This is a genomic window from Pseudomonas sp. 7SR1, assembly GCF_900156465.1.
In the GTDB taxonomy this organism is placed as follows: Bacteria; Pseudomonadota; Gammaproteobacteria; order Pseudomonadales; family Pseudomonadaceae; genus Aquipseudomonas.
Genome location: NZ_LT707064.1, coordinates 4,916,389 through 4,934,093, shown reverse-complemented (window position 1 = coordinate 4,934,093; position 17,705 = coordinate 4,916,389). Strand labels below are relative to the sequence as shown.

Sequence of the window (17,705 nt, the reverse complement as noted above, 5' to 3'; positions counted from 1 at the left end):
TAGCGGTTCCGCTTCCTCTGCTTGCTTGTGTGACACTGTCGACGACTTCGAGCCTTGATTCGGTGTTTCCGGCTGTCGGACATCACCCGATCGCCCGCCAGGGAATCATGGCTTGCACCCTCACCAGGCCTGCTGCAACGCCGGGTCGTCGGGGTTCAGTTGTTCCAGTTTCGCCAACAGAACCTGGACATGCTGCAACTGACCGGTTTCCTTCCAGTAATTGATCAGCAGGACCCGCGCCTTGCGGTCGGCGGGGTAGCGCTGGACGATCTCCTGCAACTGCTTTTGCGCCGCTTCCACCTCATTCTCGGCGTGAAGAGTGGTGGCGAGGTCATAACGGTAATGACGGTTTTCCGGCTCCAGTTCCACCGCTTTCGCCAAGCCGAGCACGGCGTATTCGGTCTGGCCATGCTGCAGCAACCACATGCCCAGCGCATGTTGCAGATAAGCCGATTCCGGCTGGGCTTGCAACTCTCGGGCGAGCAATTTGCGCGCGGCATCGCCCTGGCCCAGTTTGTCCAGCACTTCGACCTGCATGACCAGTGCCGGCAGGTTGTCCGGCTTGAGCTTCAAGGCCTGTTCCAGGGCTTGTCGGGCCTTGTCCAGCTGGGCGTTGTGCAGGTACAGGCGGGCAAGCTGATACAGGGACTCACTGGTTTGCGGGCCGTCCTGGAGTACCTGCTTCCAAGTGTCGATGGCCAGCTGCATGGCACCGAAATACAAGCCCAGGTCATCGGGTGACAGGCCCAGCAGTGCATTCACGGCGGCAAACCGTACTTCAGGCTCGTTGTCCTCGAGCAATGGCCCCAGCAGCAGGGTGCGCTGGTTCGCCGGCACCAGCCCGATGATGCTGCCGATGGCTGCCCGACGCACGTCCGCCGATTCGCTGTGCAGGTCCGCATCCGCCAGTTTCAGGGCCTGGGGGCTTGGGTAGTTGGGCAGCTCGGCGTGCAGCCATACCCGGCGCTTGGGCGACAGGTCAGGGCGACCCAGTTGCTGGTATAGCATCCGTGCCGCGCCAGGCTGGCCGTTGCGCGCCTGTTCCAGTGCCTCGCTGTAGCCACGCTTGACCGCTTCCGGGATCTGCGGGGTGGTGCTGCGCAGCCACAGGGTGCCCACAACGATGACCAATAGCACGAGCAGGCTGATAAGCGCATAGCGGCGAAGCGAGGGCATACAGGAAATCCATGACCAGGTAGCGTGAAATGTCGCAAGCTTCGACCAGGCAAGAGCCTGAGTCAAACCCTGTGCCATTTCGCCATTATTCGTGGGCTTCGGCCTGTGCGATCGTGTTCGGGCCGTCGGTGTGACGGCGCCGGCGCGTAGAGGCAAAGGAGGGCAGCCAGGCAATCGGTGAAGAACCAAAAAAAAGCCCCGCATCCAGATGGGATACGAGGCCAATATTTGGTTGGTTGCGGCCAACCAAAGGAGCTCTGTCGGCCGGGATCGGTCAGTTGCTGGCGACGGTTTCCGGTTGCCAGCCACCGCCCAGGGCCTTGTAGATCGCGACGATGCCGCGATACAGGTCCACTTCGGCCTGGGCCTGGGTGTCTTCGGCGGCCAGGCGTTCACGCTGGGCGTCGAGGAGCACGAGGAAGTCCACGGTGCCTTCGCGATAGCGGATTTCGGCCAGGTCGGCGGCGGCGCGGCTCGATTCGCTCTGGCGAATCAGCGAGATCAGGCGTTGCTGGCGCTTGCCGTAGTCGCTGAATGCGTTTTCCGATTCCTCCAGGGCCAGCAGCACTTGCTGTTCGTAGGACGCCAGGGCGCCTTCCGCTTCGGCATTGGCACCGCGCAGGCGGGCCCGCACGCTGCCCAGGTCGAAGGCGGCCCAGGTAATGCTCGGCCCCAATGCCCAGGCGTTGGCCGCCGAGGAGCCGATCTGCGAGCCGCGCCCGGCGGTAAAGCCGAGGAAACCGCTCAGGCTGACCCGAGGGAACAGGTCGGCCTTGGCGACGCCGATGCGCGCCGTGGCAGCCGCCAGCTGGCGTTCGGCGCTCAGGATGTCCGGACGCCGTTGCAGCAGCTCACCCGGATCGCCGATGGGCAGGGCCTTGGCGATGGCGGGAAGCTCCTTGGGGCTCAGGTCGACGCTCAGCTTGTCCGGGCGTTCGCCCAGCAAGGTGGCGATGCGGTTGCGTTGGCGGACCTGCTCGGCCTGCAGCTGCGGCACGCTGGCTTCCACCGAGGCCAGGCGCGCATCGGCGCGTACCACGTCGAGCTGATCGCCGACGCCGGCATCGCGCAGGCTTTCGGTGATCTTGCGTGAGGCTTGCTGGTTCTCGAGGTTCGCCAGGGCGATTTTTTCCCGCAGTTGAGCGCCGCGCAGTTGCCCATAGGCGTCCACCAACTCGGCGATCATGGTCACCTGCAGCTGATAGAGGTCGGCTTCGGCGGCCTGCTGGTCGGCATCGGTGGCTTCCAGGTTGCGCTGGATGCGTCCGAACAGGTCCAGCTCCCAGGCCATGTCCAGGCCCAGGTCATAGCGCTCGGTATTGACCCGGTCGGTGGTTTGCCCGGGAATCTGGCCCTTACCCAGGTTGCTGCTGGCTCGGCTGGTGATGGTCGGCATGACGTCGTTGCTGGCGTCATCGCGAATCGCCCGGGCTGCCCGCAGGCGGGCGAACGCTACGCGCAGCTCGCGGTTGCCTTCCAGGGACCGGCTCACCAGCGCATTGAGTGTCGGGTCATCGAATTGCTGCCACCAGATGCCTTCGAAACGGGCCCGGTCGAAGTTCTTCTGGCCGGCGGCACCTTCGGTGGCGGTGATGATATTCGCCGCCTCGGTCTGTGGTGCCTTGTAGTCCGGGCCCACCGCGCAGGCGCTGAGCGCCAGGGCCAGCAAGCTCGGAACGAACGCTTTCAAACTCATTGTTGCGCCTCCAGTTTCAAAGCCCGGGCCGCCTTGCGGGCCTCGCTGCGTTCGACGAAGTTGCGGATCAGTACATAGAACACCGGCGTGAGCAGCAGGCCGAAGAAGGTTACGCCCAGCATCCCGGAGAACACCGCCACACCCATGGCATGACGCATTTCCGCGCCGGCGCCGCTGGAGAACACCAGGGGCACCACGCCCATGATGAAGGCGAAGGAGGTCATCAGGATCGGCCGCAGACGCAGACGGCAGGCTTCCAGGACCGCCGCCAGCGGGTTCATGCCTTCCAGCTGTTTATCCTTGGCGAACTCGACGATCAGAATCGCGTTCTTGCATGCAAGCCCCACCAGTACGATCAAGCCGATCTGGGTAAAGATGTTGTTGTCGCCACCGGACAGGATCACTCCGGTAATGGCCGACAGCAGGGTCATCGGTACGATCAGGATCACCGCCAGCGGCAGGCTCCAGCTTTCGTACTGCGCCGCGAGCACCAGGAACGCCAGCAGCACGCAGAGCGGGAACACGAACAGCGCGGTGTTGCCCGAGAGGATCTGCTGGTAGGTCAGGTCGGTCCACTCGTAGGTCATGCCGTTGGGCAGTTCTTCCTTGAGCAGTTTCTCGATGGCCTTTTCCGCCTGGCCGGAGCTGTAGCCCGGTGCGGCCGCGCCGTTGATTTCCGCAGTGATGAAACCGTTGTAGTGCATCACGCGGTCCGGCCCCGAGGTATCGCTGACCTTGATAAAGGTGGCCAGTGGAATCATCTCCCCACGGTTGTTGCGCACCTTGAGCTGGCCGATCTGGTCCGATTCGAGACGGAACTGCTGCTCGGCCTGGACGTTGACCTGGTAGGTACGGCCGAAGCGGTTGAAGTCGTTGGCATACAGCGAACCCAGGTAGATCTGCAGGGTGTCGAAGATGTCGCTGACGGCCACGCCGTGGGTCTTGGCTTTCTCACGGTCGATGGCGGCGTCGACCTGGGGCACGTTCACGGTGTAGCTGGTGAACAGGCCGGCCAGTTCCGGCACGCTGCGGCTCTTGGTGATGATGTTCATGGTTTCCTTGTACAGCTCGTCGTAACCGAGGTTGCCCCGGTCCTCGATCTGCAGGCGGAAACCACCGATCGTACCCAGCCCCTGTACCGGCGGCGGCGGGAAGATCGCCATATAGGCTTCCTGGATTTCCGAGTACTGCCCGTTCAAGGCGCCGGCAATGGCACCGGCCGACTGGCTCGGGTCCTTGCGCTCGTCGAAAGGCTTGAGGGTCACGAACACGATGCCGGCATTGGGGCTGTTGGTGAACCCGTTGATCGACAGGCCAGGGAAGGCCACCGCGCTTTCGACGCCGGGTTGCTTGAGGGCCAGGTCGGACATGCGCTTGATCACATCTTCGGTGCGGTCCAGGCTCGCGGCATCCGGTAGTTGCGCGAAGGCCACCAGGTACTGCTTGTCCTGGCCTGGCACGAAACCGGTGGGCGTGCTGGAGAAACCGAAGAACGTCAGCACCATCAGGCCGGCGTAGACGAACAGGGCGATGCCGCTGCTGCGGATCACGCGGCCCACGGCGCCCACGTAGCTGTGGCTGGCACGGTCGAAAAAGCGGTTGAACGGGCGGAACAGCCAGCTGCCGAGGATGCGGTCCAGGAACCTGGAGAAACGGTCCTTGGGCGCGTCGTGGCTCTTGAGCAGTACCGCTGCCAGGGCCGGTGACAAGGTCAGGGAGTTGAACGCCGAGATCACCGTGGAGATGGCGATGGTCAGGGCGAACTGCTTATAGAACTGCCCGGTCAGGCCGCTGATGAACGCCGCGGGAACGAAGACCGCACACAGTACCAAGGCCGTGGCGATGATCGGACCGGTCACTTCGCCCATGGCGCGTTTGGTGGCCTCCACGGGCGTGAGGCCCAGGCCGATGTTCCGTTCGACGTTCTCCACCACCACGATGGCGTCGTCCACCACGATACCGATGGCCAGTACCAGGCCGAATAGCGAGAGCGCGTTCAGCGAGAAGCCGAATAGATGCATCACGGCGAACGTACCGATCAGCGACACCGGTACCGCCACCAGAGGGATGATCGAGGCGCGCCAGGTCTGCAGGAACAGGATCACCACCAGCACCACGAGGATCAGCGCTTCGAAGAGGGTATGGACTACCGCTTCGATGGAGCCGCGCACGAAGATCGTCGGGTCATAGACGATGCTGTAGTCCATCCCGGCGGGGAAGCCCTTCTTCAATTCGTCCATCTTGGCGCGAACATCGTTGGAAATCTGGATGGCGTTGGAGCCTGGCCGCTGGAAGATCGGGATGGCCACCGCCGGCTGGTTGTCCAGCAGCGAGCGCAGGGCGTATTGGCTGGAGCCCAGTTCCACCCGCGCGATGTCTCTCAGGCGAGTGATCTCTCCGTTCTCGCCGGAGCGAATGATGATGTTCTCGAACTCTTCCTCGGTCACCAGGCGCCCCTGGGTGTTGACCGAAAGCTGGAAGGCCGTGGCGTTGGGGGCTGGCGGAGCGCCCAGGGCACCGGCGGCCACCTGGCGGTTCTGTTCGCGGATCGCGGTGACCACGTCGGTGGCGGTCAGGTTGCGCGAGGCGGTCTTGTTCGGATCCAGCCAGACCCGCAGGGAGTAGTCACCCATGCCGAACAGTTGCACGTCACCCACGCCGCCCAGGCGTGCCAGCTCGTCCTTGATGTTGAGCAGGGCATAGTTGGACAGGTAGAGCATGTCGTAGCGTTTGTCCGGCGAGGTCAGGTGCACGACCATCGTCAGGTCGGGCGAAGCCTTGTCCACCGTGATGCCGATCCGGGTCACTTCTTCCGGCAGCTTGGGCTCGGTCCGGGTGACGCGGTTCTGCACCTGCACCTGGGCGTTGTCCAGGTCGGTGCCCAGGGCGAAGGTGATGGTCAGGGTGATCTTGCCGTCGGCGGTGGACTGCGAGGACATGTAGAGCATGTTCTCGACACCAGTGATGGCCTGCTCCAGGGGAGCGGCCACGGTTTCGCCGATGACCTTGGGGTTGGCGCCCGGGAAGTTGGCCCGCACCACCACGGTCGGCGGCACGACTTCAGGGTATTCGCTGATCGGCAACTGGAACAGCGAAATGGCGCCGGCGATCAGGATCAGCAGCGACAGTACCGCTGCGAAGATCGGCCGTGAAATGAAGAACTGGGAAAATTTCATCTTGGTTCAGTTCCTTAACCGCGTGGAGTCGCAGCGGCCAGTTTGCCCGCCGTTCCGTTTGTCGCCTTGGACGGCGCGACCTGGGGCAGATTGCTGGCTTCGAGCGCTTTGCGATGTTGCGCCAGGGCGGCGAGGGTTTCTTCGCTGGCCATCGGTATGGTTTCAGGTGTGACCGGCGATCCCGGGCGAACCCGCTGCAAGCCCTTGACGATGATGGTGTCGTCCTTGCTCAGGCCGTTGCGCACGATGCGCAGGCCTTCGATCTTCGGTCCGAGCTCGACGGCGCGATACGCAGGCTTGTTGTCGGCATCCATCACCAGGACGAATTTCTTGCCCAGGTCGGTGCCCACGGCTTCGTCGTTGATCAGCACGGCGGAGTAGGTGCCGCTGCCCACCAGCTTGAGCCGGGCATAGAGGCCTGGGGTATAGGCGCCGTCCTTGTTGTCGAACACGGCGCGACCGCGGATGGTGCCGGTCTGCGGGTTGACCTGGTTGTCGATGAAGTTCATCTGGCCCAGGTGCGGGTTGCCGTCCTCGTTGGACAAGCCCATGTAGACCGGCGTGGCCTGGCCGCGCTGGCCCTGGCGGGCAAGTTGGGTGTATTTGAGGAAGACTCGCTCGTCGGCGTCGAAGTAGGCATACACCTTGTCGGTGGAAACCACGCTGGTGAGCCGGGTGACGTCGGCGGTGACCAGGTTGCCGGCGGTGATTTCCGCCCGGCTGACGCGGCCGCTGATGGGCGCGGTGACGCGGGTGAAGCTCAGGTTCAGCTTGGCCAGGTCCAGTTGCGCCTGGATGGCCGCTGCGGCGGCACGGGCCTCGGCGGCGGCACTGGTGCGCGAGTCAGCAAGCTCGGCGGAAATGGCATTGCTCTGACGCAGGCGTTCGCCACGCTGGGCTTCGTTCTCGCTACGGGTGGCCGTGGCGCGGGCCTGGGCCAGCTGGGCCTCGAGGCGCCGGACTTCGGCCTGGAAGGGACGAGGATCGATCTGGAATAACAGGTCGCCTTTCTTGACCAGCGCGCCTTCGGTGAAGGCCACTTCGTCGATCTGACCGGAAACCCGCGGACGAATCTCGACAGTCTCCGGTGCCTCGAGGCGTCCGGTGAACTCGTCCCATTCGTTGACCGGTTGTTCCAGCACCTTGGCCACACTCACCTTGGCGGCCGGCATGGAAGCCGCGGTATCGGGAGTCTTGCCACAGGCGCTTATCACCAGCACTGCCAACAGTGCGAGGGGAAAACGCAATTTTGAAAGTGAATGTTCCATGGATAGCTCCGCCAATGTATTGAGAATGGGCGGATGATGCGTGGCGGGATGCAACGGAACGAATCGAATGAAGCAAAGATAACTATCATCCGGAATGATATAAGCCTGGCTTCGGTCCCGCAGGCATTACCGGGGCTGATAGATCGCCTGTACACGGCTGAAGGTGCCGTCCTGGCGCATCGCTTCGACGGCCTGGCGCAAGTCTCTCACCATCTTGGCCGAGCACTTCCTGGAGCAGGCCAGGTAGATGTCGGCGCTGCTGCCCACCGAGCTCATCAAAAGCTTGCGGTCGGACACCTTGGGCCAGATGTAGCGGCTTTCCGGGACGCCGTTGAACCAGGCATCGATGCGTCCCATCAGGAGCATCTGAGCGGGGTTGTCGCCGATGGTCAGCGTGTAGATCTGATCGTCGTCGAACCCCTCGGCACGCAGGATCGCCTCCTGGGCGCTTCCCAGGCCGACACCGATCTTGCGGAAGGTCTCCCTGGCCTGGGCAAAGCTGGCCACTTGCCGGTCGAGGGTGAAGAACGCCCGCTCCATCGACATGATCGGGGCGATCCAGGTAAAGCGATCCTCCCGCACGGGGATGCGCGACAGCGGGGCGATCAGGTGATCCTCCTCCTCGCTGACATGTTTTTGTGCCCGGGCCCAGGGCAAGACATGGATTTTCACCGCATAGCCGGCGCGGATCATCGCCTCAATGGCGATATCGCCAACGATGCCATGCCCCTTGGGGTCGTCGACGAAGGTCAGTGGAGGCGCATCGAGGATGTGCAGTTCGATGGGCAGAGGGGCGCCATGCGCAGTGCACAAGCCCAGCAATGTCAGCAACAGGCTAAGCCGGCAAAGCACTTTGGCGCGAGCATTCGACACGCAGGTGATCCGGCTCATGATCGATTACTTCAGGCATGAAAGGCGGCGCCATTCTACGTCGCCCGGGTGGGTGAAACAGCGCCTTGCGCACGATGAATATGTGCAATGCAGCACATCCTGAAGACAGGGTAGTCCAGGGGAGCACTGCCGGCTTGCATTCGTTGACGATTTCCTCGGGAGCCGCCCCTTCAGAAATATCTGCCGCCGCCGATATGCCGCCGTAGACCCTTTTTGCCCGGATGCGTCGGCAGTGCCCTGCTGAAAAATCACAAGCATCCGGGTACCGGTCCCCCACGTTTTTGCAGTCAGCCCCAAGCCGGCCCAGGTAACGAACCATGTCAGCCCACCCGAAGACCGATCTGGAAGGCGCCCTTGCCGTATGCAGAGGCAGTTTCCTCTCCGTTGGTTTTTTCAGTTTTTTCGTCAACCTGCTGATGCTGGTTCCGTCGTTCTACATGTTGCAGGTGTATGACCGCGCTGTAGGAAGCGCCAGTCTGTCGACCTTGTTGATGCTGACGCTGATCATGTTGCTGCTGATGGCCACCATGGGCGGGCTGGAGTGGGTTCGTTCGCGGATCATGGTGCGCGTCAGTACGCGTCTGGACACGCTGCTGGGCCAGCGTCTGTTCGACGCCAGTTTCAAGCAGGCCCTCAATAGCAGCGGGATGAACGCTTCGGGCCAGCCGCTGAGCGACCTGAGCGCGTTGCGCCAGTTCCTGACCGGAAACGGTCTGTTTGCGTTTTTCGATGCGCCCTGGATCCCGATCTACCTGGCGGTCATGTTCATGTTCCACCCCTGGTACGGCTGGATGGGACTATTGAGCGCGTTGCTGCTGGGAGCACTGGCCTTCGCCAACGAGCAACTGACCCGTGGGCCGTTGCAGACGGCCAATCGTGAGCAGATGGTCGCCAGCGCCTTTGTCGCCAAGAGCCTGCGCAATGCCGAGGTGGTGGAGTCCATGGGCATGCTCGCCAGCCTGCGCCAGCAGTGGAACGAGCGCATCCATCGGGTCCTGGCCTTGCAGAGTCTGGCCAGTGATCGCGCGGCGAGCATTGCCGCGGTGTCCAGGACGTTCCGCCAGGTCCTCCAGTCCCTGGTGCTGGGGTTGGGGGCCTATTTGACGATTACCCATGAAATTTCCTCGGGGATGATGATCGCCGGTTCCATTCTGCTGGGGCGGGCGTTGGCGCCCATCGACCAGTTGATTGGCGTGTGGAAAGGCTTTCTGGGAGCACGCTCGCAATATGCCCGGTTGCAGACGCTGCTGATCGAGGTGGCCGCTGAGCCAGAACGCATGTCATTACCCGCGCCCGAAGGGGCGATTCGCGTCGAGGGGCTTTCGGTGAGTGCGCCGGGCAGCCGCAAGCCGGTTGTCCGGGGCTTGAGCTTCCAGGTGTCCGCCGGCGAAGCGGTGGGCATCATCGGTCCCAGCGGCGCCGGCAAGTCCAGCCTGGCCCGGGCGTTGCTGGGTATCTGGCCAGGCCAGGCCGGCACCGTACGCCTGGACGGTGCAGACATCAGCCAATGGCGCCGGGAGGAGTTGGGCCAATATATCGGCTATCTGCCCCAGGACATCGAATTGTTCGAGGGCTCCATCAGCCAGAATATCTCGCGCTTTGGCCCGGCCAATGCGCCAGCAGTGGTCGCCGCCGCGCGCATGGCGGGTGTCCATGAGCTGGTGCTGCAATTGCCCGACGGCTACGACACCGTGATCGGCGCCAATGGCGGCGGATTGTCCGGTGGCCAGCGGCAACGCATCGGCCTGGCTCGCGCCTTGTACGGTGAGCCACGCCTGGTGGTGCTCGATGAGCCGAACTCCAACCTGGACGACGCCGGGGAAAAAATGCTTGCCGAGGCGTTGCACAAACTCAGGCAGAGCCGTGCCACGGTGTTTGTCATCACGCACCGCTCAGGTGTGCTGGCGCAGGTAGACAAGCTGCTGGTCCTCAACCAGGGCGAGTTGAGCCTGTTCGGGCCGCGCGACCCGGTCCTGGCACGGTTGCGGGGCGCTGCCCCCGCCGCCCAGCAGGCGACGGCCCCATCGAAAGAAGCGGATGAGCACCTTTATGCCAAGCAATAAGTCCTCATCCGTCGACATGTCCACACTGCCGATCGATGACGCTCCGGCACGGCGCATCGGGTATCTGATGCTGCTGGTCACCTTTGGCCTGTTCGGCGGCTGGGCCACCCTGGCGCCCCTGGACAGCGCGGCACTGGCCCCAGGGGTGGTCACGGTCAAGAGCTACCGCAAGACCGTACAGCACCTGGAAGGCGGCATCGTGCGGGAACTGCGGGTGCATGACGGCGACCTGGTAAAAGCCGGCGATGTGCTGATGGTGCTGGACAACACCCAGGCACGTTCGGAAATGGAAGCCATGCGCAGCCAGTTGGTGGCGGCGCTTGAACTGCAGGCCCGCCTCGAAGCTGAGCGGGACGGGCTGCCCGAGCCCGTCGCCGTGCACTCCCTTGACCCCTCCGACCCGCGCGTGCGCGAAGCTCGGGACAGCGAAGCACGGATCTTCCAGACGCGACGGACCTCGCTTCTGGGCGAAGTCGGCCTGCAAGAGACGACGATCGGCCAGATCGAGGAACAGATTCGCGGACTCAAGAACATCATCGCCAGCAAGCAGGCGCTGGCGGCGTCCTATGAAGAAGAGATTGTCGATTTGCGGGCCTTGCTCGCCGAAGGCTACGTGGACAAGCAGCGCCTGCGGGAACAGGAACGCAGCCTGTCGCGCCTGCGGGCCGAAATCGCCGAAAGCCAGTCCGGGATTGCCCAGGCACGCGTCCATGCCGACGAAGCGAAGCTGAAGATACTGCAATTGAAGAAAACCTTCGCCAGTGAGGTGGCAGGCCTGCTGGGTGACACACGGAGCAAGGTGTATGAGTTGCGCGAGCGCCTCGCCACCCTGCAGGACCGCGACCAGCGCACCGACATCGTCGCGCCTGAGTCGGGCATGGTCATGGGCATGACGGTGCACACCCTGGGCGCGGTGGTCAGCCCGGGCACTGCGTTGCTGGATATCGTCCCGGCCAACGAAGAACTGATCGTCGAGGCGCAGGTTTCGCCCATGGACATCGATCGCATCGCCCTCGGCAAGCTGGCGAGCATGCGTTTCAGTGCGTTCAAGAGTGGCACCACGCCGGTGATCGAAGGGCAACTGGTGCAGCTGTCCGCTGACCGCCTGACCAACAAGGACACCGGTGCGGCCTACTACCTGGCGCGGGTGGCGCTGACAGACAATGGGCGTCGCACGCTGGGCAGCCTAACCCTGGTGCCGGGCATGCCGGTCGAAGTGCTGCTCAATACCGGGGAGCGGACGCTGTTGCAGTACTTGATGCAGCCCGCCAGCAATGCATTTGCCCGTTCGTTGATCGAGGACTGACATGAAGTCTCTGATCGCGATCGGCCTGCTCGCTGTGTCGATGAGCGCCTTGGCTGACACTGAAGCGCCGCTGCCTTATGTCGATCTTTGGCAACTGCACCAGGAGGCGCAAGGGGCCGATCCCCGTATCCTGCGGGCACAGGCCCTGACTCGTAGCGGTGACGGCAATGAGCGGGCGGCCTTGGGCCGCTTGCTGCCGCAGCTCAATGCCAGCAGCAGTGTCAACCGCAGCCGGCGGGACGATGACCTGGGGCGAATCCAGTACAACGGCAAACGCATGGCCGTGGTACTCAATCAGGTGCTCTACGACCCGCAGGTCTGGCGCAGTTATCAGAAGTACGTCGAGCTGGCCCAGAAAAGCCAGTACGAATCCGACGACACCCAGGTGCAGTCCAGCATCGACTTGTCCGAACGCTACTTCGCCGTACTGGCGGCGGAGGATGAACTGTCCCTGGTGCGCAGCGAACTGGCCGCCACCGAGCGCAACCTCAAGCGGATCAAGGCGCTGTATGCACGCCAGATGGCGATGGTGACCGATACCCTCGACCTCGAGGCGCGAGTGGATGCGCTCAAGGCCGACGAGATCGAGGCCGGCAACAAGGTCCAGGTCAGCCGCGAAGCCATTTCCGAATTGGTGGGGCGGGACGTCCAGGAACCTCTCAAGCGTATCGGCGACAACCCAGCCTTCACTCTGCCGCCGCAGACTCCGGACGATTGGATACGGATGGCCCTGGACAGCAACCCGGCCTTGCATGCCCGGGAGCACAATATCCGCGCCGCCGAGGCCGCCATCGGCGAAGCCAAGGCGGGCCATTTGCCGCGCCTGGGCCTGAACCTCACCGCGCAGCGCAGTGATATCGGCTATGAGGGCGCGTTGACGCCACGCTCGGACAATCTCGTTGCCTCCCTCGATTTGCAGGTCCCTCTCTACAGTGGCGGCTCCACCAGCGCCCGGGTATCGAGTTCCGAGAGCGACAGGGAGGTCGCCCAGCAAGAGCTGGAGGCGCTGAGGCGCCAGGTGGTCAAGGAAACCCGCACGGCTTACCTCGGCATGATGGCCGAACTCAGCCGGATCAAGGCGACACGCCGCGCGCTGGAGTCCGCCGAGAAGTCACGGACGGCCACGGAAAAAGCCTTCGGTTATGGCGTCAAGAACGCCGTCGATGTGCTGGACAGCATCAAGGATGAGTTTCGTGCACGGCGTGATTTCTACCAGTCCCAGTACCGGTTCGTTACCAGCCTGCTGGTGCTGCACCGCTGGAGCGGAAGGCTGGGGGACGGGGATATTCGCAAGACCAACGAGTGGCTTGTTGCGCCAAATAACTAGCGTCAAAATTTGAAAAATTAGTGGCTAGATGATATCAATGCCGCCATTCCTCACCATGATCTCTTGCTGCGGCCTTAATTCAGGAAGGGCTGTAGATTTGCACACAGGAAGTTTCGCATGCCTAGTCCACTCGGTTATTCATTTGTTTCATCTGCAAAGCTGACGGGCAATGCGCAAATCGATAGCTTGATCTACGGCACCTACTGGATGGGTACCTGGAGCAACGGCGCGTTTACGACGCCCTTGACCTACAGCTTCATGACCACCGACTCGCTTTTCGCCCGCTTCTACAGCGACGACAATGAGTACGAGGCCGGCTACGTGCTGTCGTCAGCGCAGCAGAGCAGCATCGTCGATGCGCTCGGTGCGTGGAGTTCTGTCGCCAACATCAAGTTCACCCAGGTCACCGAGACTTCCACCAACGTCGGCGACCTGCGATTCGGTGGCTATGGGGACATGGACACTGGCACTGCGGCCTGGGCCTATTATCCAAGTCGAACCCCCAGCGGCGGTGATGTCTGGATCGGCCCGGTCACGAACAACCCCGCGCCGGTCGAGGGCACCTACGATTACCTGACCTTTATGCATGAGATCGGTCATGCCCTGGGTCTGAAGCATCCGTTCGACCAAGGCTTGTCGAACGCTACGGTGCTGGCTTCCCAGTACGACGATGTCCGCTACACCATCATGAGTTACGACAACGCGTACTCCTATGAGCCGACCACGCCCATGTTGCTGGACATCGCTGCCATCCAGCGGCTTTACGGCGCAAATACCCAGTGGCAGGCTGGCAATAACACCTATAGCTGGGCGAGCGACCAATCGGTTTTCGAAACGATCTGGGACGCTGGCGGCACCGATACGATCGATGCCAGCAATCAAGTGGCAGCGGTGCGCATCAACCTCAATGAAGGCCAGTTCAGCAAGATCGGCAAGACGTTCCTGGACCCCAGCGACAAGGTTTTCAGTGAAGGCCTCGCGATCGCCTATGGCGCGAAAATAGAAAACGCAGTCGGCTCGGCCTTCAACGACAGCCTGATCGGTAACGCGCTGGGCAACGTGCTGAACGGTCTTGCCGGCAAGGACAGCATGGCCGGTGGGGCAGGCAATGACACCTATGTGGTTGACGATGCAGGGGACATCGTCAGTGAAACCAGCACCCTGGCCACTGAAATCGACACCGTGCGTTCTTCGGTGACCTGGGCCTTGGGCGCCAACCTGGAAAATCTCACGCTGTCCGGCAACAGCTCCATCAATGGCACCGGCAACGCTCTGAATAACACGCTGATCGGTAATGACGGCAACAACGTCCTGAACGGCTCAGCCGGGCGGGACACGCTCATCGGTGGCGCCGGGAATGACACTTATGTGCTCGACCAGGCCGCTGAGCTGACACTGCTGCGCGAGAGCGTCAGCCAGGGTACCGACAGCCTGGTCATCGCGTACGCTGCGAGTTCGGCAAACAGCGTTGTTGACCTGAACCTCAGCAATCTGGGCAGCATCGAAAATGTCACCCTGAGTGGTGCGGGGGCCTTCTCCGTAAGCGGCAACAGCCTGAACAACAGCCTCGTCGGCAACGCTGCCGCCAACGTGCTCAATGGCCAGGGCGGTGCGGACACCCTGGACGGCGGTGCCGGCAATGACACCTATTACGTGGACAACGTCGGCGACACGGTGATCGAGCGCGGTGCTTCGATTCTCGAAGTCGACAGCGTCATTTCCTCCATCAGCTACACCCTCGGCGCCAACCTCGAGGTCCTGACCCTGAGCGGCACAGCCGGCATCAGCGGCACCGGCAACGGGTTGAACAACCGCATCACGGGTAACGCCGGGGCCAACACCCTGGACGGTGGCATCGGTATCGATACCCTGGCCGGCGGCACGGGTAATGACACCTATGTAGTGGACAACCTCAAGGACGTGGTCAGCGAAACCAGCACCCTGGCCAGCGAAATCGACACCGTACGCTCCTCGGTGACCTGGACCCTGGGCGCCAACCTGGAAAACCTGACCCTGACCGGCACGGCCGCCATCAACGGTACCGGCAATGCCCTGGGCAATGTCCTGACCGGTAACGCCGGCAACAACCTGCTGAACGGCGGCGCCGGGCGGGACACCCTGATCGGCGGTGCCGGCAATGACACCTATGTGCTCGATCAGGCCGGTGAGCTGGCGTTGCTGCAGGAAGCGGCAGACCAGGGCACCGACAGTCTGGCCATTGGGTACGCGTCGAGTTCGCCGGGCACCTTGGTGGACCTGACCCTCAGCAATCTGCGCAACATCGAAAACGTCACCCTGAGCGGTGCCGGCGTATTCACCGTGGTCGGCAACGACCAGGACAATCGCCTGATCGGCAACGCCGCGGTGAACACCTTGCGGGGCGGTGCCGGCAACGATTACCTTGATGGCGGCGCGGGGGCCGATACCTTGACCGGCGGCACCGACGACGACACCTATACCGTCGACAACCTCGGCGACAAGGTGGTCGAAGCGGCAGGCGAAGGTCGCGACCTGATCCGCGCAGCGGTCAGCTATACCTTGTCGACCAACGTCGAGGACGGCCAGTTGCTTGGCACGGCTGCGCTCAACCTTGTCGGCAACGTCCTGGACAACAGCCTGATCGGCAACGCTGCCGCCAACGTGCTCAATGGCCAGGGCGGTGCGGACACCCTGGACGGCGGTGCCGGCAATGACACCTATTACGTGGACAACGTCGGCGACACGGTGATCGAGCGCGGTGCTTCGATTCTCGAAGTCGACAGCGTCATTTCCTCCATCAGCTACACCCTCGGCGCCAACCTCGAGGCCCTGACCCTGAGCGGCACAGCCGGCATCAGCGGCACCGGCAACGGGTTGAACAACCGCATCACGGGTAACGCCGGGGCCAACACCCTGGACGGTGGCATCGGTATCGATACCCTGGCCGGCGGCACGGGTAATGACACCTATGTAGTCGACAACCTCAAGGACGTGGTCAGCGAAACCAGCACCCTGGCCAGCGAAATCGACACCGTACGCTCCTCGGTGACCTGGACCCTGGGCGCCAACCTGGAAAACCTGACCCTGACCGGCACGGCCGCCATCAACGGCACCGGCAATGCCCTGGGCAATGTCCTGACCGGTAACGCCGGCAACAACCTGCTGAACGGCGGCGCCGGGCGGGACACCCTGATCGGCGGTGCCGGCAATGACACCTATGTGCTCGATCAGGCCGGTGAGCTGGCGTTGCTGCAGGAAGCGGCAGACCAGGGCACCGACAGTCTGGCCATTGGGTACGCGTCGAGTTCGCCGGGCACCGTGGTGGACCTGACCCTCAGCAATCTGCGCAACATCGAAAACGTCACCCTGAGCGGTGCCGGCGTATTCACCGTGGTCGGCAACGACCAGGACAATCGCCTGATCGGCAACGCCGCGGTGAACACCCTGCGGGGCGGTGCCGGCAACGATTACCTTGATGGCGGCGCGGGGGCCGATACCTTGACCGGCGGCACCGATGACGACACCTATACCGTCGACAACGTCGGCGACAAGGTGGTCGAAGCGGCAGGCGAAGGTCGCGACCTGATCCGCGCAGCGGTCAGCTATACCTTGTCGACCAACGTCGAGGACGGCCAGTTGCTTGGCACGGCTGCGCTCAACCTTGTCGGCAACGCCCTGGACAACAGCCTCGTCGGCAACGCTGCCGCCAACGTGCTCAATGGTCAGGGCGGTGCGGACACCCTGGACGGCGGTGCCGGCAATGACACCTATTACGTGGACAACGTCGGCGACACGGTGATCGAGCGCGGCGCTTCGATTCTCGAAGTCGACAGCGTCATTTCCTCCATCAGCTACACCCTCGGCGCCAACCTCGAGGCCCTGACCCTGAGCGGCACAGCCGGCATCAGCGGCACCGGCAACGGGTTGAACAACCGCATCACGGGTAACGCCGGGGCCAACACCCTGGACGGTGGCATCGGTATCGATACCCTGGCCGGCGGCACGGGTAATGACACCTATGTAGTGGACAACCTCAAGGACGTGGTCAGCGAAACCAGCACCCTGGCCAGCGAAATCGACACCGTACGCTCTTCGGTGACCTGGACCCTGGGCGCCAACCTGGAAAACCTGACCCTGACCGGCACGGCCGCCATCAACGGCACCGGCAATGCCCTGGGCAATGTCCTGACCGGTAACGTCGGCAACAACGTGCTGAACGGCGGCGCAGGCAACGACCAACTCGATGGCGGTGCGGGCGCCGACATGCTGGTGGGCGGGCTGGGCACGGATACCCTGACAGGTGGCGAGGGAGCCGATCGATTCGTCTTCAGTGCACTGAACGAGTTGGGCAAGGGGGGGATTCGCGATGTCATTCTCGACTTCAACAGCCTCCAGGGCGATAAGCTTGACCTGTCGAAACTGGATGCCAACATCCTGACCACCGCGATCAACCCGTTCAGCTTCATCGACTCGAACGTCTTTACCGGTGCAGGGCAGTTGCGCTTCGTCGATAACGTACTCTACGGCAATATCAACGGTAGCCTGGACGCGGATTTCGAGATCCAGCTGGTAGGGGTCAATACTTTCAGCGCCAACGACCTGGTCGCGTGACGAGGCTACTCGCTGGCTGAAATAAAAAGCGCCGCTCGATGAGCGGCGCTTTTGTTTCTGTTCTTGCTTACGCCTGTCCCGGGAAGAAATAGAGAGGCCTATGCAGCTCTCCGCGCCTGTGGTCAGCAAGGGCACAAAGCGCGTCGTCACCAAAAGAGGGCAACCCCGCGCGCGCATATCCAGTGGCTGGCGAAGTGGCCTGACGCGGTGAG

General features: G+C 62.9%; 9 protein-coding genes. 4 read left to right on the top strand and 5 right to left on the bottom strand.

Annotation, left to right across the window (positions count from 1 at the left end):
* Positions 1-120: 120 nt before the first annotated feature.
* From BW992_RS21745 to BW992_RS21725, 5 genes are all read right to left on the bottom strand, one after another.
* Positions 121-1,176 carry a tetratricopeptide repeat protein gene (locus BW992_RS21745; RefSeq protein ID WP_076407091.1) on the bottom strand — a complete coding sequence of 352 codons (1,056 nt, stop codon included), beginning with the start codon at positions 1,174-1,176 and terminating at the stop codon, positions 121-123.
* A 274-nt stretch (positions 1,177-1,450) separates the two neighbouring features.
* Complete coding sequence (locus tag BW992_RS21740; protein ID WP_072431100.1) at positions 1,451-2,872, bottom strand: efflux transporter outer membrane subunit; 1,422 nt, start codon at positions 2,870-2,872, stop codon at positions 1,451-1,453.
* A complete protein-coding gene (locus tag BW992_RS21735; RefSeq protein WP_072391195.1) occupies positions 2,869-6,048 on the bottom strand; it encodes an efflux RND transporter permease subunit in 3,180 nt (1,059 codons plus the stop codon). Before BW992_RS21735 ends, BW992_RS21740 begins: the two co-directional genes overlap by 4 nt.
* Before the next feature lie 14 nt (positions 6,049-6,062).
* The gene (mexE, locus tag BW992_RS21730; RefSeq protein WP_072391198.1) at positions 6,063-7,316 is read right to left on the bottom strand and encodes a multidrug efflux RND transporter periplasmic adaptor subunit MexE; all 1,254 of its coding nucleotides are present in this window, start codon (positions 7,314-7,316) and stop codon (positions 6,063-6,065) included.
* 126 nt (positions 7,317-7,442) lie between these two features.
* On the bottom strand, positions 7,443-8,207 hold the full coding sequence (locus BW992_RS21725; RefSeq protein ID WP_072459210.1) for a substrate-binding periplasmic protein: 765 nt from the start codon (positions 8,205-8,207) through the stop codon (positions 7,443-7,445).
* 317 nt (positions 8,208-8,524) lie between these two features.
* Here BW992_RS21725 and BW992_RS21720 point away from each other — a divergent pair, with 317 nt between their 5' ends.
* The 4 genes from BW992_RS21720 to BW992_RS21705 all read left to right on the top strand — a co-directional run bounded on the left by BW992_RS21720 (position 8,525) and on the right by BW992_RS21705 (position 17,493).
* On the top strand, positions 8,525-10,270 hold the full coding sequence (locus BW992_RS21720) for a type I secretion system permease/ATPase (RefSeq protein WP_076407090.1): 1,746 nt from the start codon (positions 8,525-8,527) through the stop codon (positions 10,268-10,270).
* On the top strand, positions 10,257-11,576 hold the full coding sequence (locus tag BW992_RS21715) for an HlyD family type I secretion periplasmic adaptor subunit (protein ID WP_072391208.1): 1,320 nt from the start codon (positions 10,257-10,259) through the stop codon (positions 11,574-11,576). Before BW992_RS21720 ends, BW992_RS21715 begins: the two co-directional genes overlap by 14 nt.
* Position 11,577: 1 nt before the next feature.
* Positions 11,578-12,903 (top strand): TolC family outer membrane protein, encoded by a 1,326-nt coding sequence (locus BW992_RS21710; RefSeq protein ID WP_072391212.1) that lies wholly within the window; start codon positions 11,578-11,580, stop codon positions 12,901-12,903.
* Positions 12,904-13,020: 117 nt separating this feature from the next.
* Positions 13,021-17,493, top strand: coding sequence for a M10 family metallopeptidase (locus BW992_RS21705; RefSeq protein ID WP_076407089.1), 4,473 nt, complete (start codon positions 13,021-13,023; stop codon positions 17,491-17,493).
* Positions 17,494-17,705: the final 212 nt, after the last annotated feature.